The following is a 23,824-nucleotide window of genomic DNA, read 5'->3' on the forward strand; positions in this document are numbered from 1 at the left end:
ATAAATGATTTTTTATAAACCTTATTGGAGGTTAGCAATGGACAATAAACGTATTTCAAAATTCCAATGGGCAATGATGATCTTTGTGTTCATAGTAATTGCACAGCTATTACTACCAATTATTCTCAAAGATCTTCAGAGCAGTACACCATTCAAAACATTTGTTTTTGATTTAAGCTATCTCGCACCATTTGTAGCTGCAATCTTCTGTATTCTCGTTTTTAAACACAGAGATTTACAACTCCAAGGGCTCAAATTCACTATAGATCTTAAAGTAGTAGAGCGTATACTTCTCGCGCTCATCTTACCTATCATTATCTTAATCATTTGCATGACTGCGTTTAATACGTATGCTGATAGTTTTATCTTACTTCAACCGAATGACTTATCTGTCTCAATCAGTTCGATTATTATTGGACAAATTGTGATGGCATTCATTGTTGAATTTGGTTTCCGTAGTTATTTACAACAAATCATTGAGATGAAGATGAACACCTTCTTCGCATCCATTGTTGTAGGTGTGCTCTTTGCAATATGGAATATTAACATGTCGTTCTCAATGGAATATACAATGTATAATGTACTTTATTCCTTCGCATTCTCTCTCTTAGTTGGAGAATTAATTAGAAACACAGAAGGACGTACGATTTATATTGCAACCATCTTCCATGCAGCGATGTCTATCCCACTTGTTTTCCTATTTAACGAGGAACTAGGAAATGTATTTGCGATGAAAGTCATTGCACTCGCAACTACAGGTGTGACTGTTGTATATATTGCTTTGAGTCTCATCATTCGATTAATCATATATTTAACAACGAAACGTTCATTAGATGAAGTAGAAGAAAATAATTACTTAGATCACGTCAATGATCACAGTGATATTGAAAGTACGCTTGAAAACGACAATGACGATGCATTCAATGCAACATCTACATACGCAACAACTGAAGCACAAAACGCATCACAAGACCCAGATGCAACATCAACGGACGAATCAACAAGCGAAACACCTGACTCCTCTCATGACGAAAATGAACAATCATCAGTAACTGAGTCAGATGAAACCGAAAATACAGGTCACACTGGAACAGAAAGCACGAGTCAATCTACAACAGATCAAACTGAGACTGATGTTCTAGATGAAGCAGAAACACAATCAACGGAGATAACGGAAAACGATATAAACGATGAAACAGTAACGGACAACGATGACGATAACGACGCCATTCAATCAGAAATTAACGCTGCGCATCGTCACTCTCATCGCCGCTAACCCGTTTATGATCACGTTATGAACATAACTAACCCCTTCACACAATGTGAAGGGGCCTTTTTTTACCTATCATTCATTTTATTCATGGTTTAAAACTTTAACACCCTGTGAAGTACCAACGATGACTTGGTCCGTTACATCTAAAAACAGTCCAGTTTCTAGCACACCCACCAAGTGAATCAAATATTCATGTAAGTCATAGACATTCATCGGTTTATTAAGTTGAATATCTAAAATATAATTCCCATTGTCAGTCACAAAAGCTTCATCATCGACCATGCGTCGTTCAACGTGTGACGATAAATCTTTTTCTAATTGTCTTGCTAACATGATCCAATTGAATTGGTCCACTTCAACAGGAAGTTTGAATGAAGCACCGAGGTATTCAACTTGCTTCGATTCATCAATAAGGACAATGAATCGATCTGCTTTCGCATCAATGACCTTTTCTCTAAACAAGGCGCCGCCACCGCCTTTGATCAGATTTAATTCAGGGTCAACTTCATCTGCACCATCAATGGCAAGGTGAATTTGTTCTACTTCGTTGACATCCTTGACTGGAATGCCTTCACTTTCTACAAGCATTGCGGTCTTTTTAGATGTACAAACACTTGTAATATGTTTTTGTTGATCTCTTAATTGCTGTGCGAGTTGTGGAATCAACAGCTCTATCGTTGAACCAGAACCGATACCCACAATCATGCCGTCTTCAATTTGTTTGATTGCGTCATCAAAGGTTAGCGCTTTTAACTCATTCATATCCATTATGTTGCCCCTTTACGTCACGTTTTCTAATTATTATTGTACAAGAACATGTATGAAATCTATAGCTCTATCATATGTATTTCTCTCTTACTTAAATTATAAGCGGTTTATGACGAATAAAAAAGCAATTCATGACATCGGTTGCATCATGAATTGCTTTATCGTTCAGATATGGTTATTCATTTTCATTTTTCACTGAAATCTTGTACGTTGTTTTTGAATAAAATGGTTGGTGCGGTTCTAAAACGGAACAAGCATCTTCACCATATCTATTGATATCATTTGGCATGCATTGCGTTTCTAACGTCACCCCAGAATGTGCTTTATAAATATTAAAGTCACTGTCCCAGCTTGAAGGATCATTGAACGTGAACATGACGACATACGGCATATCCGTTTCAACGTCTAACACAAACTGATTATTGCACAGCTGTAACTGACCTTGTGACACTTCAATAGGATGATCTAACCCACCGCATTGTGCCATTTGTTCAGCCAACTGTGGCACATCACTTTCGAACAGTTCTGTTAAGGTGATTTTGTCTTTTCCGAACGTCTCAACCAAATCAATTGGTTCCTCCGTATCGACGAGATGCTGTTTATTGAGAGGATACAACAGTAGCTCTTCACTCGATAATACGTGATTATCTACGACGTTATTATCACGGTTTAAATTGAAATACACGTGGTTCATCGGATTAAATAATGTAGTCTTCGTAGATGTCGCTTCATATTCAACCGTCCAACAATAGTTAATATCATACGTGTGGGTCACCTGTATACGTATATCACCGGGATACCCGTCTTGTGCTTCTGACAATTCCGTTGTAAAAATAAGCTTCGTTTGATTCACTTGTTCTACAATTTCGTAGTCAAAAAATGTCGTATCGAGGCCATTTGAGCCCCCATGAATGTGGTGAGGGTCATCGTTAGCTTCTAGTTGATACGTCTGACCTTCTAACTCAAACGTCGCATTTTCAATACGACCACCGTATCGTCCGACAGTCGCGCCGAAGTTAAATGGATTATCGAGATAAAATTCATCCGCTTCGACTACATTTCCCAAAACAATATTGTTATCGTTATATTTCCATGAAACAATACGAGCCCCATAATTCGTAAAAACAATCGTTGTTTCATCGTTGTTAATCTTAATTAAATCAAAACCATTACTTTGGTGTTCGACCTTTGTAAACATATTCAATATAAATCCTTTCCGTACGATCCACTTTACGGTCAAAGGTTGAGTCCCCTTATTCTAAACGCTTTCGCATCACTTTCTGAACACCTTCAAAAAGCAAGCGACGGCCCCAACCTTTTAAACCATCTTACTTCCCTTTATTTATAACTTACTGCGTGATCTCCCTTAGATTACACGTTATTCCCAATTATAGAACCGCCGTTCAGTAATATCAACTAAATTTACAGTCTACGATCTATTTTATTGTTTAAACAAACGTTTGAAACTTTGAATCAAGCCTTTATCGAAACGTAAGACACTGTCTTTATAACTTCTCAATGTTAACCACGCGAGTAACACGATAGCGATAACTGATAATCCCATACTAATGAGAATCTCAATCCATGATACATCTGGTGTACTTGATCGAATAAACATGATAAATGGTGATAATAGTGGAATAAAGCTCGTTACTTTTTCCAGCATATTTTCCGGTTTGATAAAACTAAATATACCGACGTAGAGCCCGACAATTGAGATCAATGTCACAGGCATGAATGTTTGGTTGATGTCTTCAATACGAGCTGTGATTGAACCAAGTAAGGCTGAAAGTAGCACGTATGAGATAATCCCAAGAATTAAGAAAATGATACCTACAACAATTAACCGCGTTGTCTCTGGATTGGTTTCAAATTCAAATCCATCTAATAAATCACTGACATCAAATGCGAAGAAACAAATCACGGCAGTAGCGACGAAGATAAACACTTGTGTAAACGCGACAGCAAGAATACCACAAATCTTAGCTGTGATATGCGTGACGGGTTTGACACTCGTAATAATCATTTCAATGACACGGGATGTCTTCTCAGTAGCAATTTCCATGCCGACTTGATTGCTGTAATTAATAATGATGAAAAACATTAAAAAGACGCCGCCATTAATAATAATGCTATTCAACGCTTGTTGTGATGGACTTAATGAAGAACCATCTGAACTTGTGGATACGACTTCACTCGAAACTTTACTTTGTGCTTGTAAGTCTGCTAATTGCTTCGGTGTTAAATCCATTTGAGCTGCTCGCATTTGCGATTGAATTTGCGAGAGTACTGTTTGTAATAGTTGTTCATCTTCAGCAGAAACGGTTGAATGACTTAAAATTTTACCTTCTAACTGTTGATCTTGTCCCTCTTTAATCACAAATGCGTCATCGATCTTTTCATCTCTAATTTGTGCTTTAGCAGCTTTTTCATTAATTTTCACAAACTGTACATCATCACCGAACTGTTTGTTTTGCGATTTTACTGTTTCGTATAATTCCGTAGTTGGTGCAGCCACACCAATCTTATCTTCTCCGTCATCAAAGAATTCAATAATCTTATTCACATTGGCAAGTAATACAATTAAAAGCACAACGACAGCTGTAAAGATGATAAATGACTTTGCTTTTACTTTGTTCTTATAAGTCAGACTAAATGTCGCTAAAAATTTATCCATCAAGCTCACCCACCTTATCAATAAAGATTTCATTTAACGTTGGTTCCATCAATTGGAAACGTCTAACAAAACCATATTGGGTTACGACTTGGTAGACAGATTCTGCAACAGATTCATCTTCAATTGAAACTTGGAGTTCATTTTTCTCTCTATCAACGTTTAACACGCCTGGCAATTCATCTATCTCAGGCATCGTATGTTCTGTTTCTATCACGATACGTTTATTCCCATGATTCGCTTTTACATCTTGTAATGTTCCAGAGACGATTATTTCGCCTTGATTCAATATACACACGTCATCACAGAGCGCTTCAATGTGTTCCATTCTATGTGAACTATAAATAATCGTTGCCCCTTTGCTGTTTAAATCTAATACAGCAGATTTCAATAACTCTACATTGACTGGGTCGAGTCCACTGAAAGGTTCATCTAGAATCAATAATTCAGGCTCATGAAGCATGCTTGCGAGCAATTGAATTTTCTGTTGATTCCCTTTAGATAGCTCCTCGATTTTTTTGTTGCGATTTTCAGTGATATTAAATCGCTCAAGCCAATAATCTAACGCTTCAGATATGGCTTTAGATTTCATGCTTTTCAATGTTGCTAGATAACGCAGTTCTTCTTCGACCTTCATTTTCGGATGTAAACCGCGTTCTTCAGGAAGGTAACCAATTCGGTTATACATATGAGGTCCAATCTTCTCACCATTATATGTAATACGTCCTTCACTCATAGGTGTCAGTCCTAAGATCATGCGGAAAGTCGTCGTCTTTCCAGCACCATTTCGTCCTAAGAATCCTAACATCTTCCCTTGATCTAACTCTAGAGAAATATCATTTACAGCTACTTTCGTATTGTAACGTTTCGTTACGTGATCGATGCTTAAAGTCATAGATTCTCTCCTATCCTCTTATTTGGTACCTTTACTATAGCATATTTCTACTTCATATTTTTAACTATTTCGTAAATCAAAAAATTAACTTTAAAGTTAGTTTACTTACCATATAATTAAATGACATATATACGATCAATGACTGCATGATGACACCTTTTTGGCAATCATCGACGAGTACTGTCATTTACTTTATAATGTGTAAGTAATCGAACCATCTACATGAATGATGAATGCATTATTGAATGAGGGGGCTACCAGATTGATGGACTTTTTAAATCGTCAGACTACAGATATTGCGAAAGATTTACTCGGTGTGCGAGTGATATATCAAGAGGGAGACATCACTTATAGTGGCTATATTGTCGAAACGGAAGCTTATCTAGGTGCGCGGGACCAGGCAGCGCACGGCTATAATCATAAAAGAACACCTAGCGTAGAATCCTTATATCAACCTGGCGGCACAATCTATGGTCATTCAATCCACACGCAATTGTTAGTTAATTTTGTGACACAACAAGAAGGTGTAGCTGAAGGTGTTTTAATTCGTGCCATAGAACCAGAAGAAGGCATCGAATACATGGAAAAAAATAGAAATAAGACGGGGATTGAAGTGACAAATGGACCAGGTAAATGGACGAAAGCATTTCATATTCCCCGGGACATTAATGGCAAGCATTTAACAAGTGCGCCCTTACAAATTGATACAGTGCATCGGAAATATCCTAAATCTATCGAAGAAAGTCCGCGCATAGGGATTCCTAATAAAGGCGAATGGACTGAAAAACCATTACGTTTTACGGTCAAAGGCAATCCTTATGTCTCTCATATGCGTAAATCAGAAATGCAAGAGGTATCATCCACTTGGCAATAAAAAAGGTTCGAACTCCTCTTAAGTTCGAACCTTTTTCTTTCTTATATATCTAAATGACGTTGTGCAATCCAATTTTGTAATTGGAGATCATATATGAGAGGTACCTCAGACAATTCAGTGATGGTTTTCGCATTCAACATCGTCATAATATGTGTCATTTGCTCATGAAACTGTTCTACATATTCGAGCGTCGCCGTAATACCTTTATTTTCTAATTGATTTAGGAATGGACGTGACATGCCAACTGCTTTGGCACCTAACGCTAAACATTTGATGGCATCTAGAGGTGTGCGGACGCCCCCACTTGCAAAGACCATCATATAGGATTGGGCATGCTTACTTTCTAATAAGGATTCTACTGTACTTTGCCCCCATTGTGAAAGATAAGACATATCTTTTAATGCACGGCGCTCATTTTCAATATCGACAAAGTTCGTACCTCCCCGGCCGCTGACGTCAACATGCTTCACACCTAATTCATATAAATCGTCGATAAAGGCTTGGCTCATACCAAAACCGACTTCTTTGACGATGACAGGCACATGAACTTGTTTAACAATTTTTTCCAGATTGGATTTCCAAGCAGAAAATGTACGATTTCCTTCTGGCATCACCAGTTCTTGAGGTGCATTAACATGGACTTGAAGGGCTTGTGCATCGAGTAATTCCACCGCTTCGACTGCTTTATCTACAGGTACGTCTGCCCCAACATTACTAAAGATGATGCCTTCAGGATGTGTTTCACGTACGATTTTAAATGAATCACGCTGATTCGGGTTGCGCAATGCGGCGTGGGTAGAACCGACTGCCATGGCTAGCCCTGCTTCTCTCGCAATTACTGCTAACTTTTCATTAATTTGCTTCGTCCAGTCGCTCCCCCCTGTCATCGCATTGATATAAATTGGTGATGACAACGTAAAATCATCGAGTTCACTTTTTAATTGGACGTCTGAGACATCGATGGAAGGCATAGAATAATGGACAAAGCGCAATCGATCAAAATCTGAGATCTTTGCGTCCTGTTGAGCCATCGCTATTTCAACGTGTTCATTTTTACGTCGTTCTCTCATTTCATCACTCATATTGTTCCTACTTTCATTACTGTTTCACACGCGTCATAAATACTGATTAACGCGATCTAGTTACTCTTTTTCTTCCTTAATATTAAAACTCATATTCACATGAGATATAATGCGCTATACACGACAATCCATGAATCGAACAATTTCACGTCAGTTATTATAGCATAACGTGATGTTATAGATGTAACTCACCTATGAAACATTGAGATACCTGATCCATCAATGCGCATTTTTTCAAGCCGTTTAATGTGCAACGGTTCTATTTTATCATAAAAACGCAGATAATATGCTATGATATCTACAAATATGAGACATTGGAGGTCGAACCCATGCAGTATCCATTTATCACACAGCATCAAGTTACAGAAGATATGATTGATCATAACAGTCATATGCACGATTCAGATTACAACATCGTATTCGGTCAAGCGATTAATGAATTTCACTATCAGCATGGCCTGTCGTTAGCTAAGCGAGACCAGCTCAATTATACAGTGTTTACAGCAGAAGCACATACGAGTTATCTATCTGAGTTAGCAAAAGAAGACCACTTTAATATTCATGTCTATATCTATGATTATGATGAAAAACGTATTCACTTTTTCCTCATGCTTTATAAAGATGATGACACCCTAGCAGCAACTAACGAAGTTATGATGATTGGTATTGACCGCTCAACCAATCAGACTGCTCCATTTCCAAAATCCTTTTTTACACAACTTGAACAGGCCTATCAAGCACAACCACAAGTTGATTGGCCTAAACAACTCGGACATCGCATTAGCATATCATAAATCATATGTTTCACTATGAGACGCAGAACATTGCATGAAACGTTACACTCATTAAAAGAAGACTTTGAACTTTACGCAATAAACGGTTAAAAGTTCAAAGTCTTTTGGTTTGTATGCAAAATGTCTGCCAACATTAGTGATTTAAATAATATAAAATTTGATTCAACGCTTTATGTGATTCTCTAATTGGAAATAGTGGGAAATTATGAATCATTTTCTTATATTCGAAAAATTGTACATCCAGCGACTTCGCTTTCAACATATCTGCTAGCACTTGCATATCTGGATTATATATTTCTCGACTGCCTCCAAATATGAATATCGGCGGTAAGCCAATCATGTGTCCATTAAGCGGTGACACCTTCGGATCTTCTAATGATAACTCATCTGCCCATATTTCCATCACTTTTGTCGTATAATGCGTATTTACTAAAATGTCTTGTTGTTTGAGCTCTGTCGTAATCAGCTCATTAGATAACGTCGCATCTAACAGGGGTGAAATTAAATATAGTTGTCGTGGTAAAGGTTGGTCTTGCTCTACGAGTTGTTGCGTGAAGCCTAATGCCAGCGCAGCACCTGAGCCATCTCCCATCAATACGATATCTTCAGAACTTTCCACTTCACTCAATAATTGTTGATATATTTTATTTAACGCCTCATAAGTTTCTGCTACATGATATGTAGGTGTTTTCGGATAAATGGGCATCACGATTTCATGAAGCATGCTCAGTGCGAGTTTGTCCATAAAACGCCAGTGAAAGACGGAAGGTTGTAGGATATTGTAACCACCATGAATATATATAATCTTCTTAGCTGTACTATGTCTAAAATTAAAACGAAATACCTGCATGCCATCCAATTCTTCTTTTTCTAAGTTAGATTTAACATTCAATGATTCAGGTTGTTTATGTTTTTTATCATTTTTAGCTGCTTGTTTATCTACAAAGGTATTGAACCGTTGCTCATCTTTAAAATTCATTGTTCGACTCGGTAAAATATAACGATCTAAAAATTTGCCTAATAATTTTTCCCTCATTTGATTCACCCACCTATCGTAATTCTGTGTCAGTCATGTAGCGATCTATAAAGTTGTCTCATCGTAAGTCTTATCAATATGTTATAATAAAGGTAAATCTATCAATTAACGATGTCTATACTTGCAATTGATTATTAATTCAACATCCCAATGATTAAGTCATTTTCATACACATTATAACAGACCCAACTTAAAATTCATCATTTAGTCGCTTTAAATTAGGATGTGTCCAAACTTAATTGAGATGCGCTCTATTGATATTTGCAACTATAGAAAGGAGTATTATGAATAATCAGCAACCTTCACCTCAATTTGAACAACAATTCGAACAAGAACGCATGTATCGCAGCAATCGTACTGGAAAGAAAAAGCGCTCATGGATTAGTTTGATCATACAAATCATCGTATTTGTGCTCGTCGCAATTACTGGTTACAGCATGTACCGCGAACCCATCGTCAATCTCGTGTTTGCAGATCAACCGATTAATTTTACAGAGCTGACTAAGCTTCAAGATACGATTAATCAGGCATCTGAGTTAAACTTTAATCTCAGTGATATCGATCAATTACAAACAAGCATTGATCGTTTAATCATCGTATTTTACGTGTTCTTCATCGCTTGTATCATTAGTCTTATATTTACTGTGATTACTGCGATTTTTAACCGTACGGCATTAAAAGCATTGAATATCTTTACGCTAGCGATCATGCTCGTCATCACATTTTTCTTTTCAATGATTATCCAACGTATCAGCTCACATATTTCAAATGAACTGACAAATTATTATATTACGGTCAAACCTGAACAGATATTGGCTGAAGCAGATGCGATTCATAATTCACTCATCCTACTCGGTTGCAGCATCGCATTACTATTCATCAGCCTATTCTTTAAAAATAGACGCCGTCGCGTTGAATAAGCGGTCGGATTATGTTGAAAAGTTTATATTCGTATCAAACGAAATCCCCTTACACAGTGCTGGTTAGCAACCGTTGTAAGGGGATCTTATTTTATAACGCTATTTTGATGCGTTAACTACACACTGATTTCACATGTGTTGTCATTTTTATTTCAATCACTGTTCTTCTGCATGGACTAAAACCAAATCCTGTTCTGACGTATCATCATCTTCCAATTGGTAGTTTAACTCACCATATTCGCCATTTGCCTTCATTCCTTCAGCAGTAATATCGTACCGATGACCTTGACGAATGATCTCTGTTACAACTGGTGGCTGTAACCACGTAAAATGATCTTGTTCAATCGCTTGTTTTACATCTTTATACTGACTGCTATCTTTTTTCAAAAAGTCAGATACGAGACCGAAATCATCATTACTTTGAGCTAAATTAATCGCTGACGTATACTTACTGAAGAATTGTGTCACTTTATTTTTTAAACTATTTTCCTCTTTTTCTTTTTTCGCTACATAATCATTAATTTCTTTATCGTCAAAATGTAACATTGCTTCGTTTTCTTCTTTGATATTATCTGTTTTTAGCGTCGTTTCATTGGTGTTAAATGTTTTTTTCTTCGCTTGACCTGATGCAGACACAGTGATGTTTTTGTTATCTGGATATGGGCCATATGCTTTCCCTTTTTGAAAATCATATGTCTTACCGTTAACCTTCACTTTAACAGTGCCATGATCAATGTGACGATCGCCTTCTAACTTCACAGTGACATATGCTTCATTAAAATGTTCCTTCACATCAACCGTTTCTTTATTACTTTCTGCAAAGTCGAAATTGATATGACCATTAAACGTGCCATTAGATGTTTCCTTAGTCGCATTCAATTCATAATTCCCAGGAATAAAACGACCTAATGAAGTGGTATGATTTTTTTCAGCTTTCACTTGTTTCTTATGGTCATCTGCTTTGTATTCATATGTTGCTGTCATATCAGGCTTAATAATCGCTTCTTTGGTAGGCGCGGTAAAGTTCATATTATCGAAAAAGAGATAGCGCGTACCATTTTTTGTGATTTTTAAGATGTTGTCACCATTCTTGCCTTTAATATATCCGTTTACGCTCGATGACTGATCATTTAACTGCTTTATTTCATCATACACATCTTGTTGAAACGTCTTCATTCCTACGTCATGCTTAATATAGTTAATATAGGCAGCCGCTTCATCTTTGCCTACTGTATTATTTTTCGTGCTTAGTACACTGGATAACTTTTGTGTATCGTTATTATCAATTGCATTGATTAATAATTTACTTTGCGCTTCAGGTGAATTAAAATTACGTAATAAAAAGAAAATCAGTAATAGTAAAATGATGATGAATAATGCAATACCAATTGGGATAATACGATATATATTAGATCGTTGCTGCGTTGCTTCTGTGTCAGAGTGAGTACTTTCTGATGAATGAGAAGTCAGGTTGTGCTGTCTAGCTTCGTGGGGCTGTTGTCGATTTTCGAAATTTGTGTCCTTCTCCTTCTTGTTAGAACGTCTCTGCATGATCTCACCTCTTTATCTCTCGCTATATCATTACCCACTAAATTACTCAATTGTGATAAACCTATGATATAGTTTCATTATAATCGGACATTATTCGTAAAGATATACTTATTTGGTCTTAAATTAAATTTTATTGTATATCAATATAGACGGTCGTGTCATTTCATAACGCATTATCGCAATTTACGATTAACGGACATAGAAATTCCCAAATACCAGCATCCCAAAATGAATTAGGAAGGAACTTACTGAACCCATGACGCAAATACTATTTATTATGATAAGTGTGTTGGTGGTTGTATTATTTATAGGCGCCCTATTTAAACAAACTTATCTGCTCAACATCAATGTCTTTATGATACATATCTTACTCGGCTTTATCATCATACTTTATCACATTTTTGACCGCTCAATCCCTTATGAGCTGATAGCTGTATCGCTCATTGGTGTCGTGTTACTCCAATTGAAACACCGGGATATTCTAAGTGATCATCAAGGTCGGTTATTTTTGAAACGGTTATACCACATGGTTTACATCATGGTGCTATTAACGATTTCAGGTCTCTACGTCGCTTATGGACCAATGATTATCGATGTGCTCGGTTTATGGATGAGTGCGATTACATTTACGATGTTATTTAGCTTTATCAGTTTCTGCATCTGGTGTTCAGGATTTCTCCACCAACGAAACGCCTTTGACTTTGATTTGTTACTCATTCTAGGTGCAGGGATTTTTTCAGAACGTGTCACGCCATTACTTGCGCGACGCTTAGATATCGCAGTCGCGTTATATGATAAAACCCCTGAATTACAACTCCTTGTTTCAGGTGGACAAGGGCCGGATGAACCGATCTCGGAAGCAAGAGCAATGCAACATTATTTGATTGAACATGGGTTTCCTTCCTCACAAATTACAAGAGAGCCAAACTCTGTCAGTACACATGAGAATTTAAAATTTAGTCATCGCATTATCCAAAGACAATATCAAGACAAACCCAACATTTTACGTGCGTTGCGTTATGCCCAAATGGAACGTGTTTCTATGGCAGGGATTGGAAGTCAGACGCCTTACCATTTTCTCGAAATTTCACTGCTCCGTGACTTTTTGGCGTTGATGTATGAATATAAACTATTACTTACGATTTACTTTGGACTTCTTTTTGCAGGAAGTATTTTCAACTTGCTTATAGTCCCTTATTTCTTTTAAACTTATACGATAAAATAAACGCTATTGAAAGACGCTTTAGACCGTCGCTCTCAATAGCGTTTTTATTTACTGACAATCAGAAAGTCTTTCATCCAAATTAAGCGCTCACGATTCGTCCTTCTTCTAACTCAATCACACGATCCGCATAATCAAACAAACGTCGATCATGTGTAATCATGATGCCGATTCGATTCGAAGACTTAATGCGATCTCGAATCATTTCTACTACTTCTGTAGCTCTAGCGGCATCTAAACTTGCAGTCGGCTCATCTGCTAAAATGATCTGTGGCTCATTCATAAATGCTCTGGCAATCGCAACACGTTGTTGTTCCCCTCCAGATAACATGTGAGGATACGCTTCAATTCGATGGGACAATCCAATTTGTGATAACAACTGTCCAGCACGATCTGTTGCTGCTTTACGTTTCATTCCCGCTTCTTTACCTATCGTCGTTAGCTGTTCCATGACTGTCAGATAAGGGACGAGATGGGCCGCTTGGAAGATAAAGCCAATTTCGGTTAATCGAGTCGCTGCTATTCGTCCCGTCGTTTCATATAATGGCTGATCTTGATATAAAATAGCTCCTTCATCTTGCGACAATAAACCACCTAATATCGTTAACAATGTCGTTTTACCTGAACCTGAAGCGCCATTTAAAATGACAAATTCCCCTTCTTTAACCTGTAAATTGACATCGTTTAATACATCCGTTTTTGAACTGCCTTTCCCGAAACTTTTATAAATATGGTTAACTGCTAAACTCATTACATTGAACCTCCTATTGCTTCTATTGGATCTACTTTGAATAATTTAATCAATGACAGTGCAGATCCGATTAACGCTACAATGACGAAGACAATCAATGCGATGAACACGTTAGATAATGAAAGATGGAATGGCATGGATACCGGTATCAATATTGAAAGACTATAAATCAATGCGATGGCGATCGCGATGCTCAATAACGTACTCATTAATATCTGTGCAACGAGTGAGAAAAGTAGATGTTTCGTCTTCATACCAATCGCTTTCAAGATGCCAATCTGTGACATTTTTTGGATTGTGATAACATAGAAAAACGCGCTTAACACAATAGCTGAGATGACAAATAAACTGACAATCATCATATTTAGTGGTGCTTGTTCAGCTTGATAACTTGGGATTTCATCCGTAATAGCTGATTCCTCGTAAACTTTCACACCATCAATCTGATTAATTTGATGTTGTTGTTCTGTACTCAGCTGTGAGACTGGGTAAAAGGTAGCTCTTTCTTTAGATGCTGCATCAAATCCTCTTTTCGTCGTCATAACGACTGAACTATGGGCATACATGGCATCATCCAAGATGCCTGTGATTTTGAATGTTTTACCGTTCTTCAATTTCATCGTATCTCCGACTGCTAACCCATCACCGGTCAATTTTCCATTGATCGCTACTTCATTTGTTTGACTAGGATAGTGACCTTCATTCAACGTAGGTCGATGGTTTTTCGCCGTGTGCATCATTAATATATCTTCTTCATTATCTGTTGTTAATAAGACTTGAGATGAGAGTTGCGTTGCCTCAGTGCCTGTCACTTGTTCAACCGCTTGTTGCTGCTCATGAGATAATTGAGACGTTTGGAGTTGGGGTTGCTTACTCTGTTGTAAAATATAGTAATCTGCATTCATATCTTGAAAGAGTGAGACATTTTCACGGGCAAGACCTTGAGCCAATGCGCTTATGAATACAACCATCACTCCTAGAAGTAAAATGATGAACATGATTAATACATATCTCAATTTATAAAACATCATTTCTTTTAACGCTAATTTCATTGTGATTCAGTCCTTCCTTTCATTTGTTAATCACAGTGTAGAAAGAAAATGTGAACTGAATATGAACAAGACGACAAAAAGTTAAAATGAAAATTTGAGCTCAGTCGCTGCTTGTGTATATAATAAATAGACAATGAGGAGGAAACGTTATGCCAACCTGTTTAATCGTGGATGATGATCCAAAAATATTGCACTATGTCGCTGACCATTTAGAGAAACACCATCTCAATCCCATTACGCAATCGAGTGGCGAAGCAGCTTTAAACTATTTAGAAACACATCAAATTGATATAGCGATTATCGATATCATGATGGAAGGCATAGACGGCTTTGAACTTTGCCGCATTTTAAAGGAAGATTTCGACTTACCCGTGATCATGTTGACTGCACGTGATGCATTAAGTGATAAATCGCAGGCTTTTATTACAGGGACAGATGATTATCTCACTAAGCCATTTGAAGTTGAAGAATTAATTTTCCGTATCAGAGCAGTACTACGATGCTATCAGATCAACGCGAATGACGAACTACATATTGGAAATGTCCAGTTAAATCAATCTTACCTTGAAATGAGTGTCGGACATAAAACGATGAACTTGCCTAATAAAGAATTTCAACTGTTATTCTTAATGGCTTCTCATCCAAAACAAATTTATAGTCGTGAATCATTAATTGAAAAAGTATGGGGCTTCGATTATGAGGGAGATGAACGTACTGTCGATGTACACATCAAGCGTTTACGCCAACGACTCAAACAACTCGGTGCACACATTACGATTGATACTTGTAGAGGCTTAGGATATAAGGTGGAAACCAATCATGTTTAAATCACTCTATAGCCGTATAGCAGTTTACACGATTACTGTGATGTTCCTCAGTGCGCTCATCAGCTTTTTAGCAACCAACGTATATTATCACTTTAGTTTGAAGCCATCGAATGACAGTAAAATCATTCGAACTTTACAGGAAGCGAAGCAATATCAGGAGCAAAATGACATCCCATCACTCACACATTATTTTGAACATCTCGGAGAAATGAATTACCAACTTCTCACAGTATCTGAAGATGGAGATAAAAAGTTTTATGGGGAACATTTTAGAGAAGACAACATCAAGCCAGAAGCGATCAATCAAGTCTTGGACGGTCACGATTATCACGGGATTAAAAACCAACCCTATGAACCTTTCATCACAGGCTTCTTTGATAATGTGACATCTAATACAGTAGGTGTGCCATTTTACGACAATGGCGAAACAATCGCTGTCTTTATGCGACCTGACATCGGGCAAACCTTCAGTGAATTTCGGATATTCTTAGCGGTACTTTTGATCTTATTACTGACAATTTCAATCATTCTTGTCATCGCATCAACCTATGCCATTATTAAACCAGTACAGCAACTCAAAAAAGCGACAGAACATTTGATGCAAGGCAATTTTGATACACCCATTCGGGTCACAAGACAAGATGAATTAGGGATATTACAACGTCATTTTGACATTATGCGCGTGTCATTAAAACAACTCGATGATATGCGGCAACACTTTGTACAAAATGTCTCTCATGAAATCAAGATCCCACTCACCCATATTCATCATTTGTTGAATGAGTTAACACGTACAACTTCGCAAGCAAAAAGAGAGCAGTATATCGACGAAATATACCAAGTTACATCTCAACTCAGTGATTTAACGAAAGAACTCCTATTACTTGCTGAATTAGATAATGCGCACCATTTAAAATTTGAAGATGAGGTCCAACTCGATCAGTTACTCACTCAAATCATTCGACACAATCAATTTGCAGCGGATCAGAAAGACATCGTTATCCTATCTGATTTGGCGCCCGTCCGTTACCAAGGTAATTTACGCTTGTTACATCAAGCACTACAAAACTTTATTACGAACGCGATTAAATATTCCACACGCGAAGGTTGGATTTCTGTCGAACTCGGTCAGAACGCACAAACCGTTACGTGTCGCATAGCAGATAACGGTCCAGGAATGACTACAGAAACACAACAACACCTCTTTGAACGTTTTTACAAAGTAAGTCGTCATGACCATAGTAATGGACTTGGCCTTGCGATTGCGAAAACCATCATCGAACTACACGAAGGACAGATTCATGTAGAGAGTACCATAGGTGAAGGGACAATCTTTACGATTGAACTACCCTTGCACTCTACTTCTAATGCATAATAGTATATGATTCCATACCTCAATTAAAAAAGCAGTGGTTCTCTATTTTAGAACCACTGCTTTAAATAGTTATGTGTTTATCGTTAATTTAATTTCAAATTCTGTTTAATTTCTTCGTTCACTTTGTTATATAACGCTTCGTTGTCAGAGAGTTTTTGACCAAATGACGGAATCATCTCTTTCACTTGTGCTTCCCATTGTGGGAATTCATCTTTAAAGCAACGTTGAAGTAAATCTAACATAATATCTACTGCCGTTGACGCACCTGGTGAAGCACCGAGTAATGCAGATAGTGAGCCGTCTTCTGACGTAATTACTTCAGTACCAAATTGTAATGTACCTCTGCTATCATCCGTATCTTTAATGACTTGGACACGTTGCCCTGCTACGACCACTTCCCAATCCTCTGCTTGAGCAGTCGGCATAAATTCTCTCAATGATTCGATGCGTTGTTCATGGGATAACATGAGTTGAGAAATTAAATATTTCGTTAGATTCATTTCTTTAATACCTGCAGTTAACATCGTTACAAGGTTATTCGGTTTCACAGATTTAATTAAATCCATGTTTGAACCTGTTTTTAAGAACTTAGGTGAGAAGCCTGCAAATGGTCCGAATAGTAAAATACGTTTGCCATCAATATAACGCGTATCTAAATGAGGCACAGACATCGGTGGAGCACCAACAGAAGCTTTACCGTAAACTTTACCCCAGTGCTGCTTCACAATGTCTTCATTCGTACAGTTCAAGAAGAGTCCGCTTACTGGGAATCCACCAATATGTTTTGACGCTTCAATACCTGTTTTTTGTAATAACGGTAAGCTTGCGCCCCCTGCACCAATAAAGACAAATTCACTATTGATGGTATCGACCTCTCCTGTCGTTAAGTCTTTCACTTTCACATTCCAAGAGCGATCTGATTGTTGTGTTAAGTCCTGCACTTCATGATTAAACTTAGGATATACATTCGGTTTTTCAGTTAAGTTTGAGAATAATTTCTGTGTAAGCGCACTGAAGTTGACATCTGTACCCGTTTGATCGTAACTTAACGCCATAGGTATGTTAGACTCATGACGTCCTTCAATCATAAGCGGTGCCCATTTTTCAAATTGCGCTTTATCATCTGTCAGTTCCATATTTTGGAATAAAATATTGTTGCGTAACGCTTCGACACGTTTTTTTAAGAATTTTACATTTTTAGCCCCGTGAACAAAGCTCATGTGAGGTACAGGTCTAATAAAGTTTTCAGGTGCTTCAATTTCACCTCGTTTAACTAAAAAGTTCCAAAACTGCTTAGACACTTGGAATTGTTCATTGATTTTCACTGCTTTCGTAATATCAACTGAACCGTCACTTTGTTCTTTCGTATAGTTTAATTCACATAGAGCTGAGTGACCTGTTCCTGCATTATTCCACGCATTTGAACTTTCTTCCGCTACTTTTGATAAACGTTCAAAAATACGAATTTCTTTCTCTGGTGCTAACTTTTGTAGCAATGTACCTAACGTGGCACTCATAATTCCGCCACCAATCAAGATGACATCCGTCTTGTTATGTCGTGTTTGCATCACATTAATACTCCCTTCAACTTCGGTTAGACAATGACAGTGATACGATTATAAAATAATTGACTTTAACCATTGTCATACTTTGATTTTGCAAAAGAATCTCTAGCGATTTTTGATCAAACTCTATAGAGCTACGATTCGCAAAAAACTACTTTATTATATTACCGGAAACCGCTTTCTTTTATTTTATCAAAGAACCTAGCATTTGTAATTGGATTTCACAGGATCTTACGTATTTTTTTGATATAATGACATCAACACACTGCACGGGAGGTTCACGATGAAATCCATTACATTTTTAATGCACAATATCTACGCGATGGGCGGTACAGTCAAGTCTGTCTCCCAACTCGCAAACACACTAGCTGAAAAAGGCCATGCAGTGACCATCATTTCAGTCTTTAGAGGAAGCAAACAGCCTTATTTTGAGCTCAATCCGCGCATTCAGATTAAAAATCTCACTGATTATCGACCTAATCCACGCAACTTTAAAGACATTTTTATAAATCGTCTCCATAAGTACATTGGTTTTTCGAAAACAAAATGGCTATCTTCGTACGAACCTGGGTTGTCACAATTCAATCATTATGTTGAAAAGAAAATCGTTAAGGCTATTCGATCCACGAACACGGATGTATTGGTTGGTACACGCGCAAGCTATAATATTCTCATCGCTAAGCACGGGTCAGTCAATATAGAAAAAGTAGGGATGGAACATATGAACCTGGGTGCTTATCCTGTCGAGTATCGAAAAGAAATTGTGTCTGCTTATCAAGACTTAGATCGCATCACGACCTTAACGTCAAGTGATCAGAAGCGTTATCAAAGATATGTGAAGACGCCTGTCTACATTGTCCCTAATATTTTAGATGAACCTACCTTAAATCTGGTGAAAGAGCAGCGTATCGTGGCAGCTGGACGACTTGAATATGAAAAAGGCTTCGATTTATTAATCGAAAGTATTCGGGTCATCCAACAAAGTATGCGCCAATTAAATTACTCCCTTTCCATTTATGGTGAAGGCACAGAACGTGAGCATTTACAGCAACTCATTGATCAATATGACCTCAACGATTGTATCACGATACACCCACATACGCGTCAGCTAGCTGAAAAGTTAGCTCAAAGTGAAATCACTGTCGTACCGTCGCGTAATGAAGGCTTTGGGATGGTCATTTTAGAAGCGATGAATCAAGGCAGCATTGTCATTAGTTTCGACCAAAATACCGGTCCAGAATCTATCATCGATAACAATATTAATGGCTATCTCGTTGAACATGGAAATGTTGAAGCGCTAGGTTATAAAATACGTCGCTTGATGAATCAAGAACTTAAAAATAATCCGATTATTAATGAAGCCCATCAAACTGTAGATCTATACAAACCTGAACAAGTGTACCAAGCATTTCGCACGGCTATCAATGATAAATCTTAATCCGAATACATGCAAAAGAGGCTGAGACACATCTTGTCTCAACCTCTTTATTATTATGGTAACAACGTATTTAAAATGAATGTCCAGATACAGATAAAGAGCAACATTACGACGCTATACCGTAACGTCATTTTTAATAATTCTGACTCTTTACCTACTTGTTTCACGGCCGCTATAGCAATTGCAATCGATTGGGGTGAAATCATCTTAGCAGCAACCCCACCTGCTGTATTAGCTGAAACGAGCAATGCCCCGTTCGTTCCTATATTTTGCGCTACTGAAGCTTGAATTGGCGCAAATAATGAATTGTTGTTCGTTACAGATCCAGTCATAAACACACCAATCCAACCGAGAATCGGTGATAACAATGGGAAGATGCCACCCGCTTTTGCGATCCCTTCACCCATGGCACTTGCTAAACCTGCATACGTCGTAAGTTTCGATACAGCAAGAATAAAGCAAATCGTTAAAATCGAAATCCATAGTTCTTTAACCGTCACACCTAATAAACGACCCATATCTCCAAAACCGATCTGACGCGACATGAGCACAGTGATAATAATCGCAAGTAAAATAGCTGTCCCTGTCTGACCGATGATATTCAGCGTTAACACGATTGATTTATTTGCTGAATCACTATAAGTCCCTGGAATCGTAAAGTTCATCACAAGATGATGTAAGGCTCCCCCAGGCAAGAATAGTTTTTTAAATGAGGCTGCACTCCATACCATTACAATCCCAGTGAGAATGATAAATGGACTCCACGCGTAAAGAATCGCTTTACCACTATGGCGTGCGGGCGTCGATACTTCAGCATCTTGCTGAATGCGAAAAATATGCTTCGGTTGATGTGATTTAGAATATAATGCCAATGCGAGCATAGCCACGAGCGGTGGTAAAATGTCCGCTAATTCTGGGCCCATAAAATACGTAATGAATGCTTGGCTGATCGCAAATGTAAGACTGACAACTAAGATGGCTGGGAGCGTTTCTTTGATACCTCTAAAACCATCAATAATCCATATTAATAAAAATGGAACACAGAGATTCATAATCGCAAGTGTGAACACAGAAATTTGTGAGACATCCATCGCTGAAATGTGCCCTGGTAGATTTAAGGTATCGATCACACCTACAGGTAAACCGACTGCCCCAAATGCGCCTGAAGCTGCATTGGCAATGAGACATAACATCGCCGCTTGTAATGGCCCAAAACCGAGCTGCGTTAACAATAATGCACAAATCGCAATAGGTACACCAAACCCTGCAGCTCCTTCTAAAAAGGCGTTAAACGCAAAACCAATGAGTAATAATTGAATTCTTTGGTCTTGTGAAATGCTCGTGATACTGTCTTGAATCACGTTAAACTGTCCTGTTTCAACGGTGATTTTATACAATAACACGGCCATGATCACGATGTAACCTATCGGAATGATACCTTGGAAGAAACCTTCTAGCACAGCACCTGATGCCATCCCTCCTGGGAGATGGAAGATGAATACTGCGATGAGTAAGGTCACGACAACCGTAATCATTGCCGCATAGATTCCTTTCATCTTAAACACCGTCAAACATAATAAAAAGAGAATAATAGGCGTCGCTGCCACTAGACTCGATAATAAAATATGATTAAAGGGGTTGAAACTCTCTACTAACATGTTGCTTCACTTCTTCTTTCGCTGTTGATTTTTTATCTTGTGAATTTTTTCACAAGATAAATATACCACCTCTCTTTGCGAATTACAATCATATTTTTAAGGCATATTTACTCTTTTTTATCTATCTTTGCCCTAGTTAAAATTTAATTTCAAAATTTTACTTTTGGTGTTATAAGTGAAATATTATATTTCGACTTTGATCCTCTATTCTTTAACAATCTCTATATTAAATATATTGAAAGTTTAATCTAAGCGTACAAACATGGTAAAATAAAGGTATTATTAAGCGAATAGAAGGATGTCTATTATGATAAAACAAATCGAACTGAAGGATTGGTCATCGTTAAAATCACAACTTCATAATGCAATACAACAAGGGTTTACACATTTTACCATCGTATCTGATGAGATCAGTGTTTATCCTGACATGCTTGCAGCCGTTTCATTAGAAGATCAAACAATCGTCGTTGATTACACCATTGATCATCAATATCTCAATGATTGTCGCTACTTTGGTCATGAGTATGTCACATTCAATGAATGGATAGAAAATATTAACCTCTATCCAAACGTGATTTTTCATATTGGTACTGTGATGACAATCCTAGACCAATATAATGTTGAAACCCTATTCGATCTTGCCGTGCTTTCTTTACTAAATTCACAAATAAAGGTAGACAGCCATGTCGTGTTTGATTTCCAACGCACATTTGAAACCTCACAACAATTGTGGGATCAAGTTGCTGAGCGTCAGTTATCAAAAACGACCAACTTTAATCTGAATAAATTGGCCTATGAACATCGTCATAAATTACCATTTAAACGAAGTGAAACAACAGCGCCGAAACACCTTCGTTTTACGGATAAATTATTAAAATACAGTCGCTTTTTCACGCCGCATTGGTTATATCAACCTGTGAAGTCACACTTACAAACAAAACATGAAAAACAAAGTTATATCTATGAAAAAGATCCTAGCAAAGTAGAAAATCATATCGTATTTTTAGGCTTTGATTATGGTTTTAGAGGCAATTCACGTTACTTGTTTAATCATTTAGCTAAACATTCTACACGCACACCGATTTACTTTGTCACTGAAGACGTGAAAGGACCAAACTTTGTAAAACCAGACGACCCTGATACGAAGTCGCTTATAGAAACTGCTAAAGTCGTCGTACTCGAAAGCTACATTCCTGATGATTTAAAACCGAACGGAACTATCGTACAGTTGTGGCACGGTACACCGATTAAAAAATTATTCCTAGACAGTCACGAACCCCATCAAAATTTAAATATTTATAACTATCGTGCACGTAAATACAATAAATGGTTACAACAAGATTATTTAATTTGTGATTCAGATGATAGCATTCCTTATTTTAATAGTTCATTCCCTAATCATAACTTACACATTATTGGTTGTGGTTATCCAAGAGTCCGTTATTTAATCGATAAGCTCAACGATAAACCTTACATCGAATTTATTCGTAAGGAATTACAACTCGATCCGGAAAAGCCAACGTTGCTTTATGCACCGACATGGAAATCGAACCAAGATGAAGATGACTTATTACCAATCAGTGATGCATTACTTAACAAATACAACGTGATTTATAAAGCACATAAGGAAGCTCATAATGACTATATCCCAGACAATGTCATTCATGCGCCAGCAAATCTAGAAACACAAGATCTCATCTTAGTCGCTGATGTAGTTCTTACTGATTACTCATCAATTATCTTTGATGCGTTGACCGTAAATAAAACAATCTCACAATATACACCGCATCATGATGCCTATCTTGAAGAACGTGGCGTCTATGAAAATGTCATGCAAGCACTAGCGATGGTTCGTTACAGTGACGCCAAAGCTTTACTCAATGATTTAATCAGTTACCAAATGTCATCGATTAAATCAAATGCGTTCATCAATCAAGATAACCGAGCATTTGAAACGATTGCACATCTCATTCAAAAAGAAGCCAAATCTTGACTAATAAATGAAACAAATCAACCAAAGCGCTCATATCGGTTTCAAATACGTGAGTCAAAGTAGGACTACAATCGAT

General features: G+C 37.5%; 20 protein-coding genes. 9 read left to right on the forward strand and 11 right to left on the reverse strand.

The window, feature by feature from the left end; all coding sequences use genetic code 11:
- Positions 1-37: 37 nt before the first annotated feature.
- Positions 38-1,276: a peptidoglycan release complex CPBP-like subunit SdpC gene (gene sdpC, locus ACSBRB_RS07040; protein WP_435032198.1), complete on the forward strand. Its 1,239-nt coding sequence runs from the start codon at positions 38-40 to the stop codon at positions 1,274-1,276.
- A 78-nt stretch (positions 1,277-1,354) separates the two neighbouring features.
- On the opposite strand, the gene rpiA is transcribed toward sdpC, so the two are convergent.
- The 4 genes from rpiA to ACSBRB_RS07060 all read right to left on the reverse strand — a co-directional run bounded on the left by rpiA (position 1,355) and on the right by ACSBRB_RS07060 (position 5,610).
- The gene (gene rpiA / locus ACSBRB_RS07045) at positions 1,355-2,044 is read right to left on the reverse strand and encodes a ribose 5-phosphate isomerase A (RefSeq protein ID WP_435032349.1); all 690 of its coding nucleotides are present in this window, start codon (positions 2,042-2,044) and stop codon (positions 1,355-1,357) included.
- A gap of 172 nt (positions 2,045-2,216) precedes the next feature.
- Entirely contained in the window at positions 2,217-3,239 is a 1,023-nt protein-coding gene (locus ACSBRB_RS07050) for an aldose epimerase family protein (RefSeq protein ID WP_435032199.1), read from the reverse strand.
- Between the two features lie 243 nt (positions 3,240-3,482).
- Positions 3,483-4,718, reverse strand: coding sequence for an ABC transporter permease (locus ACSBRB_RS07055; protein ID WP_435032200.1), 1,236 nt, complete (start codon positions 4,716-4,718; stop codon positions 3,483-3,485).
- Positions 4,711-5,610, reverse strand: coding sequence for an ABC transporter ATP-binding protein (locus tag ACSBRB_RS07060; protein ID WP_435032201.1), 900 nt, complete (start codon positions 5,608-5,610; stop codon positions 4,711-4,713). The genes ACSBRB_RS07055 and ACSBRB_RS07060 overlap by 8 nt, the downstream gene beginning before the upstream one ends.
- A 265-nt stretch (positions 5,611-5,875) precedes the next feature.
- Here ACSBRB_RS07060 and ACSBRB_RS07065 point away from each other — a divergent pair, with 265 nt between their 5' ends.
- Positions 5,876-6,484 carry a DNA-3-methyladenine glycosylase gene (locus tag ACSBRB_RS07065; protein WP_435032202.1) on the forward strand — a complete coding sequence of 203 codons (609 nt, stop codon included), beginning with the start codon at positions 5,876-5,878 and terminating at the stop codon, positions 6,482-6,484.
- 41 nt (positions 6,485-6,525) lie between these two features.
- On the opposite strand, the gene fni is transcribed toward ACSBRB_RS07065, so the two are convergent.
- Complete coding sequence (fni, locus tag ACSBRB_RS07070; RefSeq protein ID WP_435032203.1) at positions 6,526-7,566, reverse strand: type 2 isopentenyl-diphosphate Delta-isomerase; 1,041 nt, start codon at positions 7,564-7,566, stop codon at positions 6,526-6,528.
- Positions 7,567-7,895: 329 nt separating this feature from the next.
- Between fni and ACSBRB_RS07075 the strand changes: the two genes are divergently transcribed.
- The gene (locus ACSBRB_RS07075) at positions 7,896-8,360 is read left to right on the forward strand and encodes a thioesterase family protein (protein WP_435032204.1); all 465 of its coding nucleotides are present in this window, start codon (positions 7,896-7,898) and stop codon (positions 8,358-8,360) included.
- 133 nt (positions 8,361-8,493) lie between these two features.
- Here ACSBRB_RS07075 and ACSBRB_RS07080 read toward each other — a convergent pair whose 3' ends face one another.
- Positions 8,494-9,396 carry an alpha/beta hydrolase fold domain-containing protein gene (locus ACSBRB_RS07080; protein WP_435032205.1) on the reverse strand — a complete coding sequence of 301 codons (903 nt, stop codon included), beginning with the start codon at positions 9,394-9,396 and terminating at the stop codon, positions 8,494-8,496.
- A gap of 281 nt (positions 9,397-9,677) precedes the next feature.
- Between ACSBRB_RS07080 and ACSBRB_RS07085 the strand changes: the two genes are divergently transcribed.
- Positions 9,678-10,316: a hypothetical protein gene (locus ACSBRB_RS07085; RefSeq protein WP_435032350.1), complete on the forward strand. Its 639-nt coding sequence runs from the start codon at positions 9,678-9,680 to the stop codon at positions 10,314-10,316.
- Between the two features lie 156 nt (positions 10,317-10,472).
- On the opposite strand, the gene tcaA is transcribed toward ACSBRB_RS07085, so the two are convergent.
- The gene (gene tcaA, locus ACSBRB_RS07090) at positions 10,473-11,867 is read right to left on the reverse strand and encodes a membrane-associated protein TcaA (protein WP_435032206.1); all 1,395 of its coding nucleotides are present in this window, start codon (positions 11,865-11,867) and stop codon (positions 10,473-10,475) included.
- 256 nt (positions 11,868-12,123) lie between these two features.
- Here tcaA and ACSBRB_RS07095 point away from each other — a divergent pair, with 256 nt between their 5' ends.
- Positions 12,124-13,074 carry a YdcF family protein gene (locus ACSBRB_RS07095; protein WP_435032208.1) on the forward strand — a complete coding sequence of 317 codons (951 nt, stop codon included), beginning with the start codon at positions 12,124-12,126 and terminating at the stop codon, positions 13,072-13,074.
- Between the two features lie 97 nt (positions 13,075-13,171).
- Here the strand turns inward: ACSBRB_RS07095 and ACSBRB_RS07100 are convergent, their stop codons facing one another.
- On the reverse strand, positions 13,172-13,840 hold the full coding sequence (locus tag ACSBRB_RS07100) for an ABC transporter ATP-binding protein (RefSeq protein WP_435032210.1): 669 nt from the start codon (positions 13,838-13,840) through the stop codon (positions 13,172-13,174).
- Complete coding sequence (locus ACSBRB_RS07105; protein ID WP_435032211.1) at positions 13,840-14,892, reverse strand: ABC transporter permease; 1,053 nt, start codon at positions 14,890-14,892, stop codon at positions 13,840-13,842. The genes ACSBRB_RS07100 and ACSBRB_RS07105 overlap by 1 nt, the downstream gene beginning before the upstream one ends.
- Before the next feature lie 149 nt (positions 14,893-15,041).
- On the opposite strand from ACSBRB_RS07105, the gene ACSBRB_RS07110 reads away from it, so the two are divergent.
- Both ACSBRB_RS07110 and ACSBRB_RS07115 read left to right on the forward strand, forming a co-directional pair.
- A complete protein-coding gene (locus ACSBRB_RS07110) occupies positions 15,042-15,719 on the forward strand; it encodes a response regulator transcription factor (protein WP_435032213.1) in 678 nt (225 codons plus the stop codon).
- The gene (locus ACSBRB_RS07115) at positions 15,712-17,094 is read left to right on the forward strand and encodes a HAMP domain-containing sensor histidine kinase (RefSeq protein ID WP_435032214.1); all 1,383 of its coding nucleotides are present in this window, start codon (positions 15,712-15,714) and stop codon (positions 17,092-17,094) included. The genes ACSBRB_RS07110 and ACSBRB_RS07115 overlap by 8 nt, the downstream gene beginning before the upstream one ends.
- Positions 17,095-17,177: 83 nt before the next feature.
- Here ACSBRB_RS07115 and mqo read toward each other — a convergent pair whose 3' ends face one another.
- On the reverse strand, positions 17,178-18,662 hold the full coding sequence (gene mqo / locus ACSBRB_RS07120) for a malate dehydrogenase (quinone) (protein ID WP_435032215.1): 1,485 nt from the start codon (positions 18,660-18,662) through the stop codon (positions 17,178-17,180).
- A 280-nt stretch (positions 18,663-18,942) separates the two neighbouring features.
- Between mqo and ACSBRB_RS07125 the strand changes: the two genes are divergently transcribed.
- Positions 18,943-20,097, forward strand: a complete 1,155-nt coding sequence (locus ACSBRB_RS07125) for a glycosyltransferase family 4 protein (RefSeq protein ID WP_435032216.1) — start codon at positions 18,943-18,945, stop codon at positions 20,095-20,097.
- 53 nt (positions 20,098-20,150) lie between these two features.
- Here ACSBRB_RS07125 and ACSBRB_RS07130 read toward each other — a convergent pair whose 3' ends face one another.
- Positions 20,151-21,755 carry an L-lactate permease gene (locus ACSBRB_RS07130; RefSeq protein ID WP_435032217.1) on the reverse strand — a complete coding sequence of 535 codons (1,605 nt, stop codon included), beginning with the start codon at positions 21,753-21,755 and terminating at the stop codon, positions 20,151-20,153.
- 307 nt (positions 21,756-22,062) lie between these two features.
- Here ACSBRB_RS07130 and ACSBRB_RS07135 point away from each other — a divergent pair, with 307 nt between their 5' ends.
- Positions 22,063-23,748, forward strand: coding sequence for a CDP-glycerol glycerophosphotransferase family protein (locus tag ACSBRB_RS07135; protein WP_435032218.1), 1,686 nt, complete (start codon positions 22,063-22,065; stop codon positions 23,746-23,748).
- Positions 23,749-23,824: the final 76 nt, after the last annotated feature.

The organism is Staphylococcus auricularis, from assembly GCF_051172115.1.
In the GTDB taxonomy this organism is placed as follows: domain Bacteria; phylum Bacillota; class Bacilli; order Staphylococcales; family Staphylococcaceae; genus Staphylococcus; species Staphylococcus auricularis_A.